This is a genomic window from Bradyrhizobium sp. 930_D9_N1_4 (genome assembly GCF_052076015.1).
In the GTDB taxonomy this organism is placed as follows: domain Bacteria; phylum Pseudomonadota; class Alphaproteobacteria; order Rhizobiales; family Xanthobacteraceae; genus Bradyrhizobium.
Map to the genome: position 1 here is coordinate 159,361 of NZ_CP197236.1, position 19,306 is coordinate 178,666.

18 protein-coding genes are annotated in these 19,306 nt (G+C 64.6%); 9 read left to right on the forward strand and 9 right to left on the reverse strand.

Going from position 1 to position 19,306, the window contains the following annotated elements:
- Positions 1–41: 41 nt before the first annotated feature.
- The 4 genes from AB7532_RS00735 to AB7532_RS00750 all read left to right on the forward strand — a co-directional run bounded on the left by AB7532_RS00735 (position 42) and on the right by AB7532_RS00750 (position 6,120).
- Entirely contained in the window at positions 42–2,483 is a 2,442-nt protein-coding gene (locus AB7532_RS00735) for a heavy metal translocating P-type ATPase (protein WP_441232932.1), read from the forward strand.
- Between the two features lie 79 nt (positions 2,484–2,562).
- Positions 2,563–3,009, forward strand: a complete 447-nt coding sequence (nikR, locus tag AB7532_RS00740) for a nickel-responsive transcriptional regulator NikR (protein ID WP_441232933.1) — start codon at positions 2,563–2,565, stop codon at positions 3,007–3,009.
- Between the two features lie 258 nt (positions 3,010–3,267).
- Positions 3,268–5,295: a S8 family serine peptidase gene (locus tag AB7532_RS00745; RefSeq protein WP_441232934.1), complete on the forward strand. Its 2,028-nt coding sequence runs from the start codon at positions 3,268–3,270 to the stop codon at positions 5,293–5,295.
- An 84-nt stretch (positions 5,296–5,379) separates the two neighbouring features.
- Positions 5,380–6,120, forward strand: a complete 741-nt coding sequence (locus tag AB7532_RS00750) for a sulfate transporter family protein (protein ID WP_441232935.1) — start codon at positions 5,380–5,382, stop codon at positions 6,118–6,120.
- A gap of 6 nt (positions 6,121–6,126) precedes the next feature.
- On the opposite strand, the gene nth is transcribed toward AB7532_RS00750, so the two are convergent.
- A complete protein-coding gene (nth, locus tag AB7532_RS00755; RefSeq protein WP_441232936.1) occupies positions 6,127–6,879 on the reverse strand; it encodes an endonuclease III in 753 nt (250 codons plus the stop codon).
- Positions 6,880–6,901: 22 nt separating this feature from the next.
- Here nth and AB7532_RS00760 point away from each other — a divergent pair, with 22 nt between their 5' ends.
- From AB7532_RS00760 to AB7532_RS00770, 3 genes are all read left to right on the forward strand, one after another.
- On the forward strand, positions 6,902–7,420 hold the full coding sequence (locus tag AB7532_RS00760) for a DUF2244 domain-containing protein (RefSeq protein WP_441232937.1): 519 nt from the start codon (positions 6,902–6,904) through the stop codon (positions 7,418–7,420).
- 55 nt (positions 7,421–7,475) lie between these two features.
- The gene (locus AB7532_RS00765) at positions 7,476–8,372 is read left to right on the forward strand and encodes a methylated-DNA--[protein]-cysteine S-methyltransferase (protein WP_441232938.1); all 897 of its coding nucleotides are present in this window, start codon (positions 7,476–7,478) and stop codon (positions 8,370–8,372) included.
- A 195-nt stretch (positions 8,373–8,567) separates the two neighbouring features.
- Positions 8,568–9,521 carry an IS481 family transposase gene (locus tag AB7532_RS00770; RefSeq protein WP_441232939.1) on the forward strand — a complete coding sequence of 318 codons (954 nt, stop codon included), beginning with the start codon at positions 8,568–8,570 and terminating at the stop codon, positions 9,519–9,521.
- 14 nt (positions 9,522–9,535) lie between these two features.
- Here the strand turns inward: AB7532_RS00770 and AB7532_RS00775 are convergent, their stop codons facing one another.
- The 8 genes from AB7532_RS00775 to dnaK form a co-directional block, all read right to left on the reverse strand.
- On the reverse strand, positions 9,536–10,159 hold the full coding sequence (locus AB7532_RS00775; protein ID WP_441232940.1) for a 2,3-bisphosphoglycerate-dependent phosphoglycerate mutase: 624 nt from the start codon (positions 10,157–10,159) through the stop codon (positions 9,536–9,538).
- A gap of 23 nt (positions 10,160–10,182) precedes the next feature.
- Complete coding sequence (gene dapB / locus AB7532_RS00780; RefSeq protein WP_441232941.1) at positions 10,183–10,998, reverse strand: 4-hydroxy-tetrahydrodipicolinate reductase; 816 nt, start codon at positions 10,996–10,998, stop codon at positions 10,183–10,185.
- Positions 10,999–11,171: 173 nt separating this feature from the next.
- A complete protein-coding gene (locus AB7532_RS00785) occupies positions 11,172–11,483 on the reverse strand; it encodes a DUF1330 domain-containing protein (protein ID WP_334532967.1) in 312 nt (103 codons plus the stop codon).
- A 23-nt stretch (positions 11,484–11,506) separates the two neighbouring features.
- A complete protein-coding gene (gene pyrF / locus AB7532_RS00790) occupies positions 11,507–12,217 on the reverse strand; it encodes an orotidine-5'-phosphate decarboxylase (protein ID WP_441232942.1) in 711 nt (236 codons plus the stop codon).
- A gap of 6 nt (positions 12,218–12,223) precedes the next feature.
- Positions 12,224–12,802: an NADPH-dependent FMN reductase gene (locus AB7532_RS00795; RefSeq protein WP_441232943.1), complete on the reverse strand. Its 579-nt coding sequence runs from the start codon at positions 12,800–12,802 to the stop codon at positions 12,224–12,226.
- Positions 12,803–12,859: 57 nt separating this feature from the next.
- The gene (locus tag AB7532_RS00800; RefSeq protein WP_441232944.1) at positions 12,860–13,459 is read right to left on the reverse strand and encodes a class I SAM-dependent methyltransferase; all 600 of its coding nucleotides are present in this window, start codon (positions 13,457–13,459) and stop codon (positions 12,860–12,862) included.
- 87 nt (positions 13,460–13,546) lie between these two features.
- Positions 13,547–14,677: a molecular chaperone DnaJ gene (gene dnaJ, locus AB7532_RS00805; RefSeq protein WP_441232945.1), complete on the reverse strand. Its 1,131-nt coding sequence runs from the start codon at positions 14,675–14,677 to the stop codon at positions 13,547–13,549.
- A 245-nt stretch (positions 14,678–14,922) separates the two neighbouring features.
- The gene (gene dnaK / locus AB7532_RS00810; protein ID WP_441232946.1) at positions 14,923–16,824 is read right to left on the reverse strand and encodes a molecular chaperone DnaK; all 1,902 of its coding nucleotides are present in this window, start codon (positions 16,822–16,824) and stop codon (positions 14,923–14,925) included.
- A 393-nt stretch (positions 16,825–17,217) separates the two neighbouring features.
- Here dnaK and AB7532_RS00815 point away from each other — a divergent pair, with 393 nt between their 5' ends.
- Together AB7532_RS00815 and pncA are read left to right on the forward strand one after the other, a co-directional pair.
- A complete protein-coding gene (locus tag AB7532_RS00815; RefSeq protein ID WP_441232947.1) occupies positions 17,218–18,159 on the forward strand; it encodes a hypothetical protein in 942 nt (313 codons plus the stop codon).
- 284 nt (positions 18,160–18,443) lie between these two features.
- Positions 18,444–19,166: a bifunctional nicotinamidase/pyrazinamidase gene (gene pncA / locus AB7532_RS00820; protein WP_441232948.1), complete on the forward strand. Its 723-nt coding sequence runs from the start codon at positions 18,444–18,446 to the stop codon at positions 19,164–19,166.
- The last annotated feature ends 140 nt before the right edge of the window (positions 19,167–19,306 follow it).

A 19,306-nucleotide genomic window follows, 5' to 3' on the forward strand; every position in this document is an offset into this window, starting at 1 on the left:
GTATATGTTGCAAGACCTGAACGACAAGGCGGAGCATGGCAATGAACGACGCCGACCACGGGCACCATCACAAGCCGGAACAACATTCCGGATGCGGCTGTTCCGCCAAGGCTGCTCCGCCCGCCGACAAGCCCGCGGCGTCCTCCTGCTGCGGCGGGCATGGCGATCACGCACATCACCATGGCGATGCCCCGACAAAGGTCCTCGATCCCGTCTGCCGCATGACGGTCGATCCCGCGACCTCGAAGCACCACCTCACACATCACGGCGAGGCCTTCCATTTTTGCTCGGCCGGCTGCCGCACCAAATTCGCCGCCGATCCCGCAAAGTATCTTGCGAAAGAGAAAGCGCCCGGGCCAAAAATGCCCGAGGGCACGATCTATACCTGCCCGATGCATCCGGAGATCCGCCAGGTCGGACCCGGCAGCTGTCCGATCTGCGGCATGGCGCTGGAGCCGGAGGTCGCGAGCCTGGAGACAGGCCCCAATCCGGAGCTCGCCGACATGACGCGGCGGTTCTGGATCGGTGGCGTCCTGGCGCTGCCGGCGGTGGTGCTGGAGATGGGCGGCCATCTCGCCGGCCCGCACAACTGGATCGATGCAACGCTGTCGAACTGGATCCAGCTCGTCTTCGCCACGCCTGTGGTGCTGTGGGCCGGCTGGCCCTTCTTCGTCCGCGGCTGGCAATCGCTGCTGACGCGCAATCTCAACATGTTCACGCTGATTGCGATGGGCACTGGCGTGGCCTATGCCTACAGCATCCTCGGCACCGTCGCGCCGCAGATCTTTCCTGCAACCTTCCGCGGCCACGGAGGCGCGGTCGCCGTCTATTTCGAAGCAGCCGCCGTCATCACCGTGCTGGTGCTGCTCGGCCAGGTGCTGGAGCTGCGCGCCCGCGATGCGACGTCGGGCGCGATCAAGGCGCTGTTGCAGTTGGCGCCGAAGACCGCCCGCCGCGTCGACGCCGATGGCGGCGAGCATGAGGTCGAGATCGACTCGCTGCACGCTGGCGATTCCCTGCGCGTCCGTCCCGGCGAGAAGGTGCCGGTCGATGGAATCATCATCGAGGGCCGTTCTTCGCTCGATGAATCCCTCGTCACGGGCGAATCCATGCCGGTCACCAAGGAGGTCGATGCAAAAGTCATCGCCGGCACCCTCAACCAGTCCGGCAGCTTCATCATGCGCGCCGACAAGGTCGGACGCGAGACGCTGCTGTCGCAGATCGTGCAGATGGTCGCCGACGCGCAACGCTCGCGGGCGCCGATCCAGCGGCTGGCCGATCAGGTCGCCGGCTGGTTCGTGCCGACGGTGATCGCCGTCGCCATCGCCGCCTTTGCCGCCTGGTCCTGGTTCGGACCGGAGCCGCGGCTGGCGTTCGGTCTCGTTGCCGCGGTCAGCGTGCTGATCATCGCCTGCCCCTGCGCGCTGGGGTTGGCGACGCCGATGTCGATCATGGTCGGCGTCGGCCGCGGCGCGCAGGCTGGTGTGCTGATCAAGAATGCCGAGGCGCTGGAGCGGATGGAGAAGATCGACACGCTGGTGGTCGACAAAACCGGCACGCTGACCGAGGGCAGGCCAAAGGTGGTCGCGATCGCGCCGGCATCCGGCTTCGCGGACAACGACATTCTTCGGCTCGCGGCCAGCGTCGAGCGCGCCAGCGAGCATCCGCTGGCCGACGCCATCGTGCGCGCGGCGAAGGAGAAGCAGCTCACGCTCGGACAAGTCGAGGCGTTCGACTCGCCGACGGGCAAGGGCGCGACCGGCAAGGTCGAGGGCAAGACCGTCGTGCTCGGCAATGCCAGGTTTTTTGCCGCGATCGGGATCGACACCCGAACGTTCGACACCGAGGCCGAGCGCCTGCGCGGCGATGGCGCGACCGTCATCAACATGGCCGTCGACGGCAAGCTCGCCGGCCTGTTCGCGATCGCCGATCCGGTCAAGGCCTCGACGCCCGAGGCGTTGAAGGCGCTCGCCGCCGAAGGCGTCAAGGTCATCATGCTGACCGGCGACAACCGCACGACGGCAGAGGCCGTGGCGCGCCGGCTCGGCATCGCCGATGTCGAGGCCGAGGTGCTGCCGGACCAGAAGAGCGCCGTGGTCTCGCGGCTGCAAAAGGCCGGCCGCAGCGTCGCGATGGCCGGCGACGGCGTCAACGACGCGCCGGCGCTGGCGGCGGCCGAGGTCGGCATCGCCATGGGCACCGGCACGGACGTGGCGATGGAAAGCGCCGGCATCACGCTTCTGAAGGGCGATCTCACCGGCATCGTCCGTGCGCGAAAACTGTCGCAGGCGACGATGAGCAACATCCGGCAAAACCTGTTCTTCGCCTTCATCTACAACGCCGCCGGCATTCCGATCGCGGCCGGTATCCTCTATCCTGCTTTCGGCGTGCTGCTGTCGCCGATCATCGCTGCGGCGGCAATGGCGCTGTCATCGGTGAGCGTGGTCGGGAATGCGCTGCGGCTGCGGGCGACGAAGTTATAAAGGACTGCGTAGTCCGATTGCGCTTCGCTCCATCCGGGCTAGGGTTCAGCGGGCACAGGCGAGACGCGGGGAATATCTGATGCAACGTATCACCATCACGATCGAGGATGATTTGCTGGCGGAGATCGATGCCGCGGCCGAGGCGCGCGGCTACCAGAACCGCTCGGAGATCATCCGCGACCTCGCCCGCGCCGGGCTGCAGCAGAGCACCGAGGACACGGCGCAGACCGGCCCATGCGTGGCCGGTCTCGTCTATGTCTACGACCACGCCGCCCGCGACCTCTCGAAACGCCTGGTGCAGGAATTCCACGGCCACCACGACCTCGCGCTGGCGACGCTGCATGTCCATCTCGACGACAACAATTGCATGGAGATGACGGCGCTGCGCGGCGATGCCGGCGAGGTCAAGCATTTCGCCGACCACATCATCGCCGAACGCGGCGTGCGCTATGGGCGCGTGGTGATGATCCCGACCGGCGAAGGGAAGCCGGCCAAGGCACGGAAGCATGGGCATCGGCATGAGTAGATTGCTTTCGAGGGACCTCCTCGTCATTGCGAGCGCAGCGAAGCAATCCAGAATCTTTCCACAGAGACAGCCTGGATTGCTTCGCTGCGCTCGCAATGACGGGGGCTGAATGGCTCGCTGGGCCCTGATCGGCGCCAGAATTGGTCAGTAACACAGACCATTCGGCATCTGTAATTTCGATCTAAGATTGCAACCGTCGGCTGCCTCGGCCGACCAATGAAAGATATTTGTCAGAATCAATTGCGGAGACGACTGGCCATGGCGCAGATCACGATCAACGGCATCACCATCGATCCCTCGGCTCCGCAGGCGGAGCTCGCGGCGCTCTCTCTGGACCATGCGAATGCCAAGGCATCCGACTACATCATCGTGCAGACTGACCAGCCACTCAATGCCGAGCGCAGACAACAGTTGGCCAAGGCGGGCGCCAAGATCCTGGAAGCCGTGCCGGGCAGCGCCGTCATCTGTCACTTTCCGGCGACCGGCCTCGACAAGGTCCGCAAGCTGCCGTTCGTGACATGGGCGGATGTTTACCCCGGCATCGTGAAGATCGCGCCGGCCCTGCGCAATCTGGGCACGCAACCCGGCGGGGTCGCCGCCGCGCATGCGCTTGCGGCCAAGCCCGCCGCGCTCGATCGCACCAGCGTGACCGTCGACGTCATGCTCCATCGCAATGTCGGCGTAAAGGCCGCCGCGAAGAAGATCGCGGAGGCCGCGCACATCCATCTCGAGGACGTCGTCGCAGGCACCGCCAAGGTGCGCCTGACGCTTAAGATGCGCCGGCTTGCCGACGTTGCGGCGCTCGACCAGGTGCGCAGCGTCGAGAAGGTCTATCCCCGCAAGCTGCTCAACAACATCGCGCGGGACATCCTTCGCGTTCCCGCGGCAACGCCGGGCAATGGCGGCGAAGGCGCCGGCGAGATCATCGCGATTGCCGACACCGGTTTCGACAAGGGATCGACCACGAACACGCATCCGGCCTTCAAGGGGCGCGTGAAGAAGCTCTATGCGCTCGGCCGTCCCGGGCGGAAGGACGATCCCGATGGCCACGGCACCCATGTCGCCGGCTCCGCACTGGGCGACGGCGTGTCGACAAGCGACGGCCCCATCCGCGGCACGGCTCCCGGTGCAAAACTGGTGCTGCAATCGGTGCTCGACAGCGGCGGCGACCTCGGCGGCCTGCCCGACAGCCTCGATGAACTGTTCAGCCCGCCCTACAAGACCGACAAGGCCCGCATTCATTCCAACTCCTGGGGCAGCGACGGCAATGCCGGCGTTTATGACTCGCAAGCCCACGAGCTCGACGCGTTCGTCTACAAGCATCGCGACATGCTGATCTGCTTCGCTGCTGGAAATGAAGGCACGGACAAGGACGGCAATGGCCAGGTCGATCCCAACTCGGTGTCGCCGCCCGGCACGGCCAAGAATTGCATCACCATCGGTGCGTGCGAGAACGATCGTCCCACTCAGTCTCTGACTTACGGCGATGCGTGGCCCGAGGATTTTCCGGCCAAGCCCATCAGCACCGATCGTCTGGCCAACAATCCCGAGGGCATGGTGGCCTTCAGCAGCCGGGGACCGACGAACGACGAACGCATCAAGCCCGACGTCGTGGCCCCGGGATCGTTCATCCTGTCGACGCGCTCACGCGCGACGAAATCGAAGGGATGGAAACTCTCGAAGGACCCGCTCTACATGTTCGAGGGCGGCACCAGCATGGCCACGCCCCTCGTGGCCGGGTGTGTCGCAGTCGTCCGTGCCTTCCTGCGGAAAAGCCAGGGAGTGAAGTCGCCGAGCGCCGCATTGCTCAAGGCGCTCATCATCAACGGAGCCCGCAGTCTTGCCGGACAATACAATCCCTCTGAAGCGGGCTCTGTCGCGAACAACAGTCAGGGCTTTGGCCGGGTCGACGTTCAGGCCGTGGTCGGTCCCTATGCCGCGCATGAAACCCTGCAATTCTTCGACGAGAAGAAGAAGCTCGACGCCGGCAACCGCGAAGACCGCACGGTGACGATCCCTGCGGGAGGCCGCCGCCTGAAGGTCACGCTGGTCTGGACCGATCCGCCGGGCGAAGGCCTGCAAAGCGACCTCGACCTCGTCGTGGTCGCCAACAAGCAGGAACGTCACGGCAACATGCCGGCCGGCTCGAAGCAGTTCGACCGCAAGAACAATGTCGAGCAGGTCGCCTTCGACAATCTGCCGCCGGGGGAGGCCGTGATTTCCGTCATCGCGCATTCCGTCGCCGTCGCGCCGCAGACCTACGCCCTCGTCGTCAGGGTGAGCTAGCGCGTTCCCGGGAGGTTCGGCCTCTTGTCGAACCTTCCGCACATGTCTACCTCTCGCGGGTGGTTTTCCCTGAGAGGTCCTCCCATGCTGGATGCCGCCGTCAAGGCGCTGTCGCAAATGATGTCACCGGCGATGCGTTCGATCCTGTGGCGATCGATCGGGCTGGCGCTGGTGCTGATCATCGTGCTCGCGGTCGGCTTGCAGCGGCTGCTGAGCTGGTTTGCGACCTATGGCGAGGTCTGGCTGGAAGGCCTGCTCGGGCCGAGCTGGCATTCGTCACTCGAGGTCCTGGCGTGGATCGTCTCGATCGCGGCGGGCCTCGGCGTCGTGTTCGGCGGCGTGTTCCTGATGCCCGCGATCACCTCGGTGGTGGCGAGCCTGTTCGTCGACGACGTCGCCGACATCGTCGAGCGCCAGCATTATCCCGCGGAGCAGCCGGGCGCCGCGTTGCCATTCAGCCAGGCGATCTACGAGGGCGTCAAGACCGCGCTGTTGACGATCCTGGTCTATCTGATCGCGTTGCCGCTGGTGTTGTTCGCCGGCGCCGGCTTCCTGGTTTTCTTCCTCGCCGCCGCATGGCTGCTCGGGCGTGAATATTTCGAGCTCGCGGCGATGCGCTTCCGCTCGCCGGAGGAAGCCAAGGCGATGCGGCGCGACAATGCCGCGACCATCTTCACCGCCGGTCTCTTCATCGCCGCCTTCGTCTCGATCCCGATCGTCAATCTGGCGACGCCGATCTTCGGCATGGCGTTCATGGTCCACATGCACAAGCGGCTGTCAGGGCCCCGCCCCGAGCTGATCGAGCCGGCCCGGCAGATGCGGTGACGAGCCTTACACGGTCTTCTCCGGCCACCGGCAGAGGTCGTTGATCAGGCAGACCTCGCAGCGCGGCTTGCGCGCGAGGCAGGTGTAGCGGCCGTGCAGGATCAGCCAATGATGCGCATGCAGCATGAACTCGGCCGGTATCACCTTTTCAAGACCCAGCTCGACTTCGAGCGGATTCTTCCCGGGCGCCAGGCCCGTGCGATTACCGACGCGAAACACATGCGTGTCGACCGCCATGGTGTGCTCGCCGAAGGCCATGTTGAGCACGACGTTGGCGGTCTTGCGCCCGGCACCAGGTAGCGATTCGATTTCCGCGCGCGTGCGCGGCACCTCGCCGCCAAAATCTCTGAGCATCTTGGTCGACAGCGCGATGACGTTCTTCGCCTTGGTGCGATAGAGGCCGATGGTCTTGATGTAGTCGCGCAGACGCTCTTCGCCGAGATCGAGCATCTTCTGCGGCGTGTCGGCGATCTCGAACAAGGCGCGTGTCGCCTTGTTGACCCCGGCGTCGGTCGCCTGCGCCGACAGCACCACGGCAACCAGCAGCGTGAACGGATTGACGTGTTCGAGCTCGCCCTTCGGCTCGGGATTGGCGTTGCGAAAACGGCTGAAGACCTCGCGAACCTCCGCCGGCGTCCAGGGTTTTGGAGCTTTAAGCGATTTCTTCGCAGGAGCTTTCGGCTGCGCGACCGCCGCCTTTGCCTTTTTCTTCGGCACGGACGCTTTGCGCGGGGCCGGCTTGCGGGTGATTTTCGCCATGATCGGGATATACTGAGGGACGATGAGCACAGGCAACGAAATTGAGCGCGAACGCGAAACGCAGATCTTCTCTGCGCTGCTGACGCCGCACCGTTCGTTGAACCGCACCGGCTTCCTCGCCGTGATGCTGTTCCTCAGCGTCGTCAGCTTTGCCACCGGAATTGTCTTTCTGATGAAAGGCGCCTGGCCGGTGCTGGGCTTTTTCGGCCTCGACGTGCTCGTGGTCTGGTGGGCCTTCAAGGCCAATTTCCGCACCGCCCGGGCGCGTGAGGAGATCACCGTCACGACCTCCGAACTCCGCGTGCGGCGCATCAGCCATCACGGCCAGGTCGCCGAATGGACTTTCAATCCGCTCTGGGTCCGCCTCGACATGGAGATCGACGAGGATTTCGGCATCGAGCATCTCTATCTGATCTCGCGCGGCCACCAGATCCGGATCGCAAGGTTCCTGGGACCGGAGGAAAAGGCAAGTTTTTACAAAGGTTTGGTTGAAGCGCTGAACGCCGCCAGGCGCGGGCCCACATACAACCCGATCAGCTGATTGCACGTCGGAAATCGGGTGGTTTCCCAGCCGCGCGGCGCCTACATTTCCACGCATGATGACACTCGCCATAAACGACCAGCGCCTGGCCAAGCCGGGCCCCCAGCACGCCGCGTTGCGCGACTATGATTCCGTGCGCCGGGCGATCGCGTTCATCTCGGAGAACTGGCGCACGCAGCCGGCCATCGAAGCGATGGCGGATGCCGCCGGCGTCACGCCGGACGAGCTGCACCATCTGTTTCGCCGCTGGGCCTCGATCACGCCGAAGGCCTTCATGCAGGCGCTCACCCTCGACCACGCCAAGGGTCTGCTGCGGGATTCCGCGAGCATCCTCGACGCGGCGCTCGACTCCGGGCTCTCTGGTCCAGGCCGGTTGCACGATCTCTTCGTCACCCACGAAGCGATGTCGCCGGGCGAATGGAAGAACGGCGGCGCGGGACTCACCTTGCGCTACGGCTTCCATCCCTCGCCCTTCGGCACGGCGATCGTGATCGCGACCGACCGCGGCCTGTCGGGCCTCGCCTTCGCCGACCCCGGTGAGGAGAAGGTCGCGCTCGCCGACATGACGCGACGATGGCGCAACGCAACTTACGTCGAGGATCACGAAGGCACCGCACCGCTCGCGGCGCGCATCTTCGATACGAAAATGTGGCGGCCGGATCAGCCGTTGCGTGTGGTCATGATCGGCACCGATTTCGAGGTGCGGGTCTGGGAGACGCTGCTGAAGATCCCGATGGGCCGCGCGGTGTCCTATTCGGACATCGCCTGCAACATCGACAGTCCGAAAGCCTCGCGCGCCGTCGGCGCTGCGGTTGGCAAGAACCCGGTTTCGTTCGTCGTGCCCTGCCACCGCGCGCTCGGCAAGAGCGGCACGCTCACCGGCTATCACTGGGGCATCACCCGCAAGCAGGCGATGTTGGGCTGGGAAGCCGGGCAGTTGGGGATGCAGTGATGCCGCGTAGGGTGGGTTAGCATCAGCGTAACCCACCACTTCTGCCACCACGGAAACCAATGAGGTGGGTTACGCCGAGCGGTCTGCGCTTCGCGCAGTCCGCAGGGCTAACTTTGGTCTCTCAGGAGGTTGTCCATCTGGTCTGAACCGAGGAAGCTGAGGTTGCGAAGCTTCAGTATTCCAAGGAAAGACCAGATGAACGTCCACAAGAATGCGCCTTTGACGCCCAAAGGTCGAGAGGCGATGGTGCGCAGCGTCGTCGAGGGCGGGCTGAGCCCAGCCGACGCGGCCCACCAGTTCAACACGACAGCGAAGACCGTTGCCAAATGGGTCAAGCGGTTCCGCGCGGAGGGTGTCGAAGGGTTGCGGGATCGCTCCTCGAGGCCTCTTTCATCGCCAAGCCAAACCCCGCCAGCCACGCGCGCCGCCGTCGAGACGTTGCGCCGGCAGCGCCACACCGGCAAGCAGATCGCAGCCGAGGTTAAGGTGTCGCCGGCCACTGTCAGCCGCATCCTTCGTCACTTGGGATTAAGCCGGATACGCGATCTGGAGCCCGCCGAACCGGTGCGCAGGTACGAACGCGAGCAGCCCGGCGAACTCATCCATATCGACATCAAGAAGCTCGGCAGGTTCGTCAGACCAGGCCACCGCATCACACACGATCGCCAGATGGGCGAAAGCCGTGGCGCCGGCCACGAGTTCGTCCACGTTGCCATCGACGATGCATCGCGCCTGGCCTTCTCCCAGATCCGGCAAGATCAAAAAAAGGAGAGCGCCATCGCCTTCCTCAAGGAGGCCGTCACCTACTACCGCAGCCTCGGCATGAAGGTCACCGGCATCATGACCGACAACGGCTCCTGCTACCGCGCCAAGGCCTTTGCCAGAGCGTGCAGCAAGCTCGGCCTCAAGCACATCTTCACCAGGCCCTACAGACCGCAAACAAACGGCAAGGCCGAGCGCTTCATCCAGACAGTGCTCCGTGAGTGGGCTTATGCTCGGGCCTACGACACCTCAGATCAGCGCGCCAAAAACCTGCCAATCTGGCTTCATCACTACAACTGGCATCGCCCGCACGGCAGTCTGCAAGCCAAACCACCCATCAGCCGCCTCGGCCTACCGATGGACGACCTCCTGAGATTCCACAGCTAACCCACCTTACAAATTCAACCCGCCAGATCCAGCTTCGACGCCACCGTCGAATCCGCATTGAGCCGGTAGATGATCGGCACACCGGTCGCCAGTTCGCGCTTCAGGATGCCTTCGGGCGAGAGATTCTCCAGCACCATGATCAGCGCGCGCAGCGAGTTGCCGTGGGCGGCAACCAGCGTGCGCTTGCCGTTGAGCACGCCGGGCAGGATCTCCTGCACGTAGTACGGCAGCGCGCGCGCCAGCGTGTCCTTCAGGCTTTCGCCGCCGGGCGGGGGCACGTCGTAGGAGCGGCGCCAGATCAGCACCTGGTCCTCGCCCCATTTCTTGCGGGCGTCGTCCTTGTTGAGGCCGGAGAGATCGCCGTAATCGCGCTCGTTCAGCGCGAGGTCCTTGGTGGTCGGCAGGCCCTTCTGGCCGAGCTCGCCGAGGATGAGCTCGAGCGTGTGCTGCGCGCGGGTCAAGACCGAGGTGTAGGCGACGTCGAACTCGAGGCCCTGCGCCTTCAGCTTGCGGCCGGCTTCGCTGGCTTCCTTCACACCGAGCTCGGTGAGGTCGGGGTCCTTCCAGCCCGTGAACAGGTTCTTCAGATTCCAATCGCTCTGGCCGTGGCGCACGAGCACGAGGAGACGTTCGCTCATTGACTGCTTTCCATTGAGGTTCTTCAGATATCGGCGAGGCCGAGTACGTCGGCCATGGAGTAGTGCCCCGGCTTCTTGCCATGCGCCCACAGCGCCGCCTTCAGCGCGCCGTGCGCGAACAGCATGCGGTCTTCGGCGAGATGCGACAGCGTCAGGCGCTCGAACGGGCCGAGAAAGGTGACGCTGTGCTCGCCGGCGACGGTGCCGCCGCGCAGCGAAGCGAACCCAATGGCGCCGGGCTTGCGCGCGCCGGTGATGCCGTCGCGGCCGCGCTCGGAATGCTCGTCGAGCGGGATGCCGCGACCGCTTGCTGCGGCCTGGCCCAGCATCAGCGCGGTGCCTGATGGCGCGTCGATCTTCATGCGATGATGCGTTTCGACGACTTCGATATCAAAGTTCTCGTCGAGCGCTTTGGCGACGCGCTTGACCACGGCGGCGAGCAGATTGACGCCGAGGCTCATATTGCCCGACTGCACCACGACCGCGCGGTTGGTGACACTCTTGATCACGGCGTTATCGGAGCCTGAAAGCCCGGTGGTGCCGATGACATGCACGATGCCGCGCTCGGCCGCGATCGCGACATTGGCGATGGTCGCGGCCGGCACGGTGAAATCCAGAATGCCGTCGGCATCCTTCGACATCGCCCAGAGGTCGGCCGAAAGCTTGATGCCATTGGCCGGGAGCCCTGCGAGCACGCCGGCATCCTTGCCGAGCAGCTCCGAGCCCGGTGCCTCCAGCGCGCCCGCCAGCACCGCGCCTTTGCTGTCGGCAATCGCCCGCGTCAGCGCGCGGCCCATCCGGCCGCCGGCTCCAGCAACAATCAAGCGCATGTCGGACATGGTGCGATCCTCTCAGTTGCGTTGTAGCGGCGGGATGCAGTTCCGGCAACCGAGGGGGTAAACTCTACCGTCATGCCCCGGGCTTGTCCCGGGCATCCACGAAGGGCCACACACATGCTGCAAAGACGTGGATGGCCGGGTCAAGCCCGGCCATGACGGAGTTTGGTCCCGCCTCAACCGTCCGACGGTTGCGGGCCGTCATAGCCCTCGATGATGATGAGGTCGGCAATGGAGTGCGGCTGGCGCACCTTGATGTTGGCCTGGTATTCCGGCGAGTTATAGCAGGCGATCGCGGTCTCGTAGTCCGGGAATTCGATCACGACGTTGCGGGTGCGGCTGGCGCCTTCGACAGTTGTGAACTTGCCGGCGCGCACGGCGAAGCGGGCGCCCCATTTCTTGAAGATCGGACCGTTGGCGACGGCATAGGGCTTGTAGCCCTCGTCATTGCTGACATCGACGCGTCCGATCCAGTAGCCTTTTGCCATTGTTCTTCTCCCTGTGTTGTTGGTTAGCCGAGCGCCTGCGCGATCTCGGCGTGGATGGCGTCTGCGACAGCCTTGGGGTCCGCGGCTTCCACCACCGGCCGTCCGACGACGAGATAATCGGCGCCCGCGACAATTGCGCGGCCCGGCGTCATGATGCGTTTCTGGTCGCCGCTCGCCGCACCTGCCGGCCGGATGCCGGGCGTAACGAGGCTCATCTGGTGACCGACGATTTTTCGCAAGGCGCCGACTTCCTCCGGCGAGGACACGAGACCGTCAACGCCAAGCACCTGCGCCTGCTGCGCGCGCGCTTCGACCAGCTCGGAGACGCCGAGCCGAAAACCTGCCGCGTGCAGATCGTCCTCGTTGTAGGAGGTCAGCACGGTGACGGCGAGGATCTTCAGGCTCGCGCTGCCGCGGCCTTCGACGGCGCCTTTCATGGTCTGCGGATAGGCGTGCACGGTGAGGAAGGTCGCGCCGAGCTTCGTGATGCTTTCGACGCCTTGCGACACGGTATTACCGATGTCGTGCAGCTTGAGATCGAGAAACACCTTCTTGCCCTTGTCGGCGAGCCTGGCGACGAGCGGCAGGCCGCCGGCATAAGCGAGGCGATAGCCGATCTTGTAGAAGGTGACACTGTCGCCGAGCTTCGCGATCATCGCCTCCGCGGCATCGACGCTGGGTAGATCGAGCGCAACGATCAGGCGGTCTTTCGGGGCGATCTCGGCTGGCGTCATGTCACCTCACATCATGCGTTGGGAAATGTCGATCAACTGCCGCACCAGCTCCTTCAACGCGGCGATGTCGCCCTCGTTCTTGAGCCTGTCCATATCGTCATAGGCCTCGTCGGCAAAGGCGAGCGTGAGTTGGCTGGCAATCACATTGGCGTGGCAGGAGGTCAGGATCAGCCGCAACGCCTGCAGCGCGCGGGCGGCACCGAGCCGGCTCTGCGAGGCGCCGGCAAGCGCGAAGGCGCGGTTGCGAAACACGTCGCCGCGCGCCTCGTGCGGATCCTGCACGCGGCTAACCCAGTCGATCGCGTTCTTCAGCAGCGGCGGTACCGAGGCGTTGTATTCGGGCGAGACGAACAGCACGCCGTGATGCGTGCCGATCATGCGCTTGAGATTGATCGCGTGCTTGGGCACGCCGGATTTCGCCTGGAGATCGCCGTCGTAGATCGGCAGCGGGAAATCGGCCAGCGAGATGCGGGTCACGTCGAGGCCGGCCTTGGCGAATTCATGGGCTGTGACCGCCGCCAGCTTCGCATTGTGCGAGCCGGTGCGCAGCGAGCCGGGAATGACCAGGATTTTCGGTGCGGACATCCGCTTCCATGCGTTCGGCGAAACGAGCCCGCCGCGCAAAGGAGAATGCCGGCGGAATTAGTCCTTGCGATACACCCAGACGCGGGCCGGCGGAAGGTTCATCCAGATCCGGTCAGAGGCCTCTGTGGACACGCCGGGCAGCGATTTCGGGATCGGCGGCACCACCGCATAGGTGAACTGGACGAAGGGCGCGCCGGGCGCCAGCGCCGTGAAGGCGTCGCGAATCAGCCGCAGCCGCGTCAGCATCGGTTTGGTGACAAGCGGCAGGCCCGAGACGACCGCGCTGGCCGGTGCGCTCAGGACATTCCAGAGCGTGTCGCGCAGGCGATAGGCATCACCCTGCACCACCTTGGCCTGCGGATAGCGATCGCGCAGCAGGGCGCAGAAGCCGGGATTGTATTCGACGAGGACGAGACGTTTCTGATCGACGCCGCGCTCGACCAGAGCCGAGGTGATTGCGCCGGTGCCGGGCCCGAGCTCGACCACGGGAGCGTCCGAGTCGACATCAACGTAGTGGGCCATCTTCCGGGCGAGCAGCTTGCCCGACGGCATCACCGCGCCCATGTGGAGCGGCTTTTCGATCCACGATCTGAGAAAGCGCACCTCGTCATCAAGACGGGGCTTCTTCAACGCACGCGCGGACGATGGCAATGGCATGTCAGGACCGGACGGGACCGCGGGACGCGGCGTGTCAGAAAATGGTCATAAACAGGTATAGGCCGAAGGCGGTACGGTCAAGACGAGTCAGCTCGCCCGATTGCTGAACAGATCCTTGACCTTGGCGAAGAAGCCCACGGATTCCGGCTGGGTATTGCCCGAAGAGAGTTTTTCGAACTCGGCCAGCAATTCCTGCTGCTTCTTGGTGAGGTTCTGCGGGGTCTCGACCGCGACCTGGACGTACATGTCGCCCATCTGGCGCGAGCGCAGCACCGGCATGCCTTTTGATGCAATGCGGAATCGACGGCTCGACTGGGTTCCGGCCGGCACCTTCACTTTGGTCTTGCCGCCGTCGATGGTTGGCACCTCGAATTCGCCGCCGAGAGCGGCCGTCACCATCGAGATCGGCACCCGGCAGTGCAGATCGGCGCCGTCGCGCTGGAAGAGCTGGTGCTGGGCCAGCGACAGGAAGATGTAGAGGTCGCCGGGCGGGCCGCCGCGGACCCCGGCCTCGCCTTCGCCGGCAAGCCTGATCCTGGTGCCGTCCTCGACGCCTTGGGGAATATTAACCGACAGATTCCGCTCGCGGGTGACCCGGCCCTGGCCGGAGCAGGACGGGCAGGCATCCTCGATCATCTGGCCGCGGCCCTGGCAGCCCGGGCAGGTGCGCTCCAGCGTGAAGAAGCCTTGCGACTGCCGGACACGGCCGGCGCCGCCGCAGGTCGAGCAGGTTTTCGGCTTGGTGCCGGCCTTGGCGCCGATGCCCGAGCAGGCCTCGCAGGTGACCGAGACCGGAATCTCGATCTGGGCGGTCTTGCCGCCGAAGGCTTCCTCGAGGGTGATTTCCATGTTGTAGCGCAGGTCGGCGCCGCGCTCGCGGCCGCCGCGGCCACCGCGCTGCCCGGCCATGCCGAACAGATCTTCAAAAATGTCGGAGAAGGAGGAGGCGAAGCCGGCGCCGAACCCGGCACCGCCGCCGGGGCCGCCCTGCTCGAAGGCCGCATGGCCGAAGCGGTCGTAGGCCGCGCGCTTGTCCTTGTCCTTGAGGATCTCGTAAGCCTCGTTGATTTCCTTGAACTTGACCTCGCTGGTGTCGTCCCCGGGATTGCGGTCGGGATGAAACTTCATCGCGAGCTTGCGGAAGGACGTCTTCAGCACGGAATCGTCGGCAGAGCGCTCGACTTCCAGGGTCTCGTAATAGCAGCGCTTGGTGGACATGGCGGGCTCGGTCTATCCAATCGCGATTCACGTCGGAGCGAAACTACGTCGTCACGCGACGATATAAGCAGCCTTCCGCTGATCGGCAGAGGGCAGCACGGCGGCGTTCAGCTTAGCTGTAGGGAATTGATCGATCGTAACGGGCATCCCGCCCGTCGAGCCCGACACGAAGGCCTCCCCCCTGAGGGGGAAGGCCGACTGAGCGTGTGGGGTCCAAGCCGTCCGCATCATCACCCTCTTGGGGTTCAGGCGGACTTCTTGTTGTTCTTGTCGTCGTCGACTTCGGTGAACTCCGCGTCGACGACGTCGTCCTTGGCCGCGTCCCGCTTGGCGTCGGCCTCGGCCTGCTGCGTATACATGGCCTCGCCGAGCTTCATCGAAGCCTGGGCCAGCGTCTGGGTCTTGGCCTTGATCGCCTCGGCGTCGTCGCCCTTCAACGCTTCCTTGAGGTCGCCGACGGCATCCTCGATGGCGCGGCGCTCGGGCTCGCCGACCTTCGAGCCGTGCTCGGCCAAAGCCTTCTCGGTCGAATGCACCAGACCATCCGCCTCGTTCTTGGCCATGACGGCCTCGCGGCGCTTCTTGTCGGCCTCGGCATTGGCCTCGGCGTCCTTGACCATCTTCTCGATGTCGGCTTCCGACAGGCCGCCGGAGGCCTGGATGCGGATCTGCTGCTCCTTGGCCGTCGCCTTGTCCTTGGCCGAGACGTTGACGATGCCATTGGCGTCGATGTCGAAGGTCACCTCGATCTGCGGCATGCCGCGCGGAGCCGGCGGAATGCCCATCAGGTCGAACTGGCCGAGCATCTTGTTGTCGGCCGCCATTTCACGCTCGCCCTGGAAGACGCGGATGGTGACCGCGTTCTGGCTGTCCTCGGCGGTCGAGAACACCTGGCTCTTCTTGGTCGGGATCGTGGTGTTGCGGTCGATGATGCGGGTGAACACGCCGCCCAGCGTCTCGATGCCCAGCGACAGCGGGGTCACGTCGAGCAGCAGCACGTCCTTGACGTCGCCCTGGAGCACGCCGGCCTGGATCGCGGCACCGATCGCCACGACTTCGTCCGGGTTGACGCCCTTGTGCGGCTCCTTGCCGAACAGCTGCTTCACGACCTCCTGGACCTTCGGCATACGCGACATGCCACCGACCAGCACCACTTCGCCGATCTCGGCCGCGGTGAGGCCGGCATCCTTCAGCGCCTTGCGGCAGGGCTCGACGGTTTTCTGCACGAGGTCGTCAACCAGCGCTTCGAACTTGGCGCGGGTGAGTCTCATCGTCAGATGCTTCGGACCGGTCTGGTCCGCGGTGATGAAGGGCAGGTTGATTTCGGTCTGCGTCGTCGACGACAGCTCGATCTTGGCCTTTTCAGCGGCTTCCTTCAGGCGCTGCAACGCGAGCTTGTCGTTGCGCAGGTTGATGCCCTGCTCCTTCTGGAACTCGTCGGCGAGATAGCCGACCAGGCGCATGTCGAAATCTTCGCCACCGAGGAAGGTGTCGCCGTTGGTCGACTTCACCTCGAACACGCCGTCGCCGATTTCGAGAATGGAGACGTCGAACGTGCCACCGCCGAGATCGTACACGGCGATCGTGCCGGCCTTGGTCTTGTCCAGACCATAGGCGAGCGCCGCCGCGGTCGGCTCGTTGATGATGCGCAGAACTTCAAGGCCCGCGATCTTGCCGGCGTCCTTGGTCGCCTGGCGCTGGGCGTCGTTGAAGTAGGCGGGAACGGTGATGACGGCCTGGTCGACCTTCTGGCCGAGATGGGCTTCCGCGGTCTCCTTCATCTTCTGCAAGATGAACGCAGACACCTGCGAGGGCGAGTAGGTCTGGCCGTCGGCCTCGACCCAGGCGTCGCCGTTGGAAGCCTTCACGATCTTGTACGGAACGAGCTTCTTGTCCTTTTCGACCATCGGGTCGTCGTAGCGGCGGCCGATGAGGCGCTTCACTGCGAAGAACGTACGCTCGGGATTGGTAACGGCCTGGCGCTTGGCAGGCTGGCCGACGAGGCGCTCACCGTCGTCCGTCACGGCGACGATCGAAGGCGTCGTGCGCATGCCTTCGGAATTCTCGATGACTTTGGCGTTCTTGCCATCCATCACGGCGACGCACGAATTCGTGGTGCCGAGGTCGATCCCAATGACCTTTCCCATGGTCCTGATATCCTTGTTTTTGCGGCAGGCTGGTTGGGCCCAAGAGGCACCCGGTCCAGACCCCCTAAGATCAAACATCCGCGATATTGCGATGATTGAGCCTCATATAGGAGGGGGGGTGGGGCCCGCAAGGACCGAGCGCAAGCTTCAGCCGTGAAAACATTGGGTTTTGGAAGATCATATCCGGGCTCAACCGCCCTTGCGGGTGATGAATTATTAACAGGTTCAGGCATCAGCCGGCCCCCGCCACCGTGATGGGCCCTGCCCTGTTACCGGCGGGCCAAACCCGCTAAAAGGCGGCGGCCGCAGAGCGCCATCGAGGCTGCTCCGCGCGACAAAGCGGCCCAATGGCCGACCATCGAACGGCCTCAATGTGAACCAATCAGAGTGCCCATGAAGCTGATCCGCCCCCTCGCCGCGCTCACTCTCCTCGCCGCAACAGTGTTTCCGGCCTTTGCTGCCGACGCCGTTTTCCCGCCTGGCCTGCGCCTCGGCATGGTGCCGCTGGTCGGCCTCAACACGGCAAAGACTTTTCCGGGCTTCGAGAGCGAGGACGGCAACGTCAAGGTGCTGATCACCGAGCTGCCGCCGGCAGCCTATGGCGAGGTCGTGAGCGCCTTCAACGCCAATCCCGCGGGCACCCCCGGCGTCAAGCAGGACAAGATCGAGACCCCCGCGGGTCTTGCCTATTTCACCACCGAAAGCGGCAAAGCCGGCGAGACCCCGGTGAAGCGCTATTCGATGATCGTGCCGGGCGCCGGCTTCTCCGGCTATGTCGCGGTCCAGGTCCCGGAGAACGCAGCCAAGATCTACACCGACGAGGCAGTGCGGCAGATGTTTGCGAGCACCATGACCCGCAAGCAGGTCTCGGCCGAAGAGCAGGTCGCGCTGATGCCGTTCAAGATCACCGACCTCGCCGAGTTCAAGGACATCCGCACGCTGGCGCCGGGCTCCAGCATCATCCTGGCCGACGGCAACGAGAGCACCGGCTATGAATCGAAGCCGTTCATGATCCTCGGCCTGATCGGCGCCACGCCGCAGCAAGCCGACGATCGCGCCCGCTTCGCCCAGGAGGCCGCCCTCCAGATCCCCGGCGTGCGCGAATCCCGCGTCACCATGTCGGAGCCGATCCGCATCAACGGCCAGCAGGGTTTTGAGACCCGGATCGACGGCGTCAGCGGCAAGGACAAGACCCCTGTCACCGTGGTGCAGTGGATCCGCTTCTCGACCGGCGGCGCCTCGCTGCGCATTATCGCCAGCGCCCCGCGCGACCAGTGGCTCGCCGCCTTCACCCGCTTCCGCGCCGTGCGCGACGGGATTCAGCCGAAGGGCTGAGCCAAGGTGCCCCAACACACCCGGTGTCATCCCCGCGAAAGCGGGGATCCATACCGCGTGATCTCGCGATTGGGGTTGGTCGCAATACCAAACTCTGAGTCATCGCCAAACATCTCCCTGGGGGTATGGGTCCCGGATCTGCGCTTCGCTTGTCCGGGACGACAGTGATGTTGGGGTTGGCAAGCCCAAGCGCTCACCAGAACCGGCTGCATTTTCGGGCTTCTGTTCGTATACGAACGGAACTAGGCTTCCCTCCGTTGGATCATCCTGGAGGGAGGCGAACGATGCTTGATCGACGACAAATCCTCGCGGCGCTTGGGACAAGCGCTCTCGTAGCTCTTGCTCCATCCGCACTCTTCGCAGCCGCACCGATCAAGCCGGACGATACATCCGCGCTGCTGGTGATCGACGTGCAGAACTGCTTCCTGCCGGGCGGCAGCCTTGCGGTGAAGGAAGGCGAGCAGGTCGTGCCCGTCATCAACAAGATCTCGAAGGCGTTTGCGAACGTGGTGATGACGCAGGACTGGCACACGGCCGGCCACGTCTCGTTTGCGTCGACCCATTCCGGCAAGAAGCCGTTCGAGACCGTCGATCTCGCTTACGGCAAGCAGGTGCTGTGGCCCGACCATTGCGTGCAGGGCACCGATGGCGCCGCGCTGTCGAAGGACCTCGCGATCCCGCATGCCGAGCTCATCATCCGCAAGGGCTTTCACAAGGACGTCGACAGCTACTCGGCCTTCCTCGAAGCCGACGGCAAGACGTCGACGGGCCTCGCCGGTTACCTGAAGGGCCGCAAGATCAAGCGCGTCTTCGTCGTGGGATTGGCGACCGATTTCTGCGTCGCCTGGACCGCGCTCGACGCGCGCAAGGCGGGCTTTGAAGTCTATGTCGTGGAGGACGCCTGCCGCGGCATCGACACGCAGGGCTCGCTGGCCAAGGCCTGGGCCGATATGGCCAAGGCCGGCGTGAAGCGGATTCAGTCTGCGGATATCGCGGTGAGCGCGTAAGCGACGCGAAAAGCTACCAAACCCTCATCCTGAGGAGCGCGCGTCTTCGCGCGCGTCTCGAAGGATGGAGGCCCCGCTGCTACAGTTCGGCCTGCATGGTTCGAGACGGCGCTTTGCGCCTCCTCACCATGAGGCGTGAG

Excerpts from the sequence above, each read along its gene's own strand:
- AB7532_RS00735 (WP_441232932.1), top strand. The coding sequence starts at position 42 with ATGAACGACGCCGACCACGGGCACCATCACAAGCCGGAACAACATTCC.
- nikR (WP_441232933.1), top strand. The coding sequence starts at position 2,563 with ATGCAACGTATCACCATCACGATCGAGGATGATTTGCTGGCGGAGATC.
- AB7532_RS00745 (WP_441232934.1), top strand. The coding sequence starts at position 3,268 with ATGGCGCAGATCACGATCAACGGCATCACCATCGATCCCTCGGCTCCG.
- AB7532_RS00750 (WP_441232935.1), top strand. The coding sequence starts at position 5,380 with ATGCTGGATGCCGCCGTCAAGGCGCTGTCGCAAATGATGTCACCGGCG.
- nth (WP_441232936.1), bottom strand. The coding sequence starts at position 6,879 with ATGGCGAAAATCACCCGCAAGCCGGCCCCGCGCAAAGCGTCCGTGCCG.
- AB7532_RS00760 (WP_441232937.1), top strand. The coding sequence starts at position 6,902 with ATGAGCACAGGCAACGAAATTGAGCGCGAACGCGAAACGCAGATCTTC.
- AB7532_RS00765 (WP_441232938.1), top strand. The coding sequence starts at position 7,476 with ATGATGACACTCGCCATAAACGACCAGCGCCTGGCCAAGCCGGGCCCC.
- AB7532_RS00770 (WP_441232939.1), top strand. The coding sequence starts at position 8,568 with ATGAACGTCCACAAGAATGCGCCTTTGACGCCCAAAGGTCGAGAGGCG.
- AB7532_RS00775 (WP_441232940.1), bottom strand. The coding sequence starts at position 10,159 with ATGAGCGAACGTCTCCTCGTGCTCGTGCGCCACGGCCAGAGCGATTGG.
- dapB (WP_441232941.1), bottom strand. The coding sequence starts at position 10,998 with ATGTCCGACATGCGCTTGATTGTTGCTGGAGCCGGCGGCCGGATGGGC.
- AB7532_RS00785 (WP_334532967.1), bottom strand. The coding sequence starts at position 11,483 with ATGGCAAAAGGCTACTGGATCGGACGCGTCGATGTCAGCAATGACGAG.
- pyrF (WP_441232942.1), bottom strand. The coding sequence starts at position 12,217 with ATGACGCCAGCCGAGATCGCCCCGAAAGACCGCCTGATCGTTGCGCTC.
- AB7532_RS00795 (WP_441232943.1), bottom strand. The coding sequence starts at position 12,802 with ATGTCCGCACCGAAAATCCTGGTCATTCCCGGCTCGCTGCGCACCGGC.
- AB7532_RS00800 (WP_441232944.1), bottom strand. The coding sequence starts at position 13,459 with ATGCCATTGCCATCGTCCGCGCGTGCGTTGAAGAAGCCCCGTCTTGAT.
- dnaJ (WP_441232945.1), bottom strand. The coding sequence starts at position 14,677 with ATGTCCACCAAGCGCTGCTATTACGAGACCCTGGAAGTCGAGCGCTCT.
- dnaK (WP_441232946.1), bottom strand. The coding sequence starts at position 16,824 with ATGGGAAAGGTCATTGGGATCGACCTCGGCACCACGAATTCGTGCGTC.
- AB7532_RS00815 (WP_441232947.1), top strand. The coding sequence starts at position 17,218 with ATGAAGCTGATCCGCCCCCTCGCCGCGCTCACTCTCCTCGCCGCAACA.
- pncA (WP_441232948.1), top strand. The coding sequence starts at position 18,444 with ATGCTTGATCGACGACAAATCCTCGCGGCGCTTGGGACAAGCGCTCTC.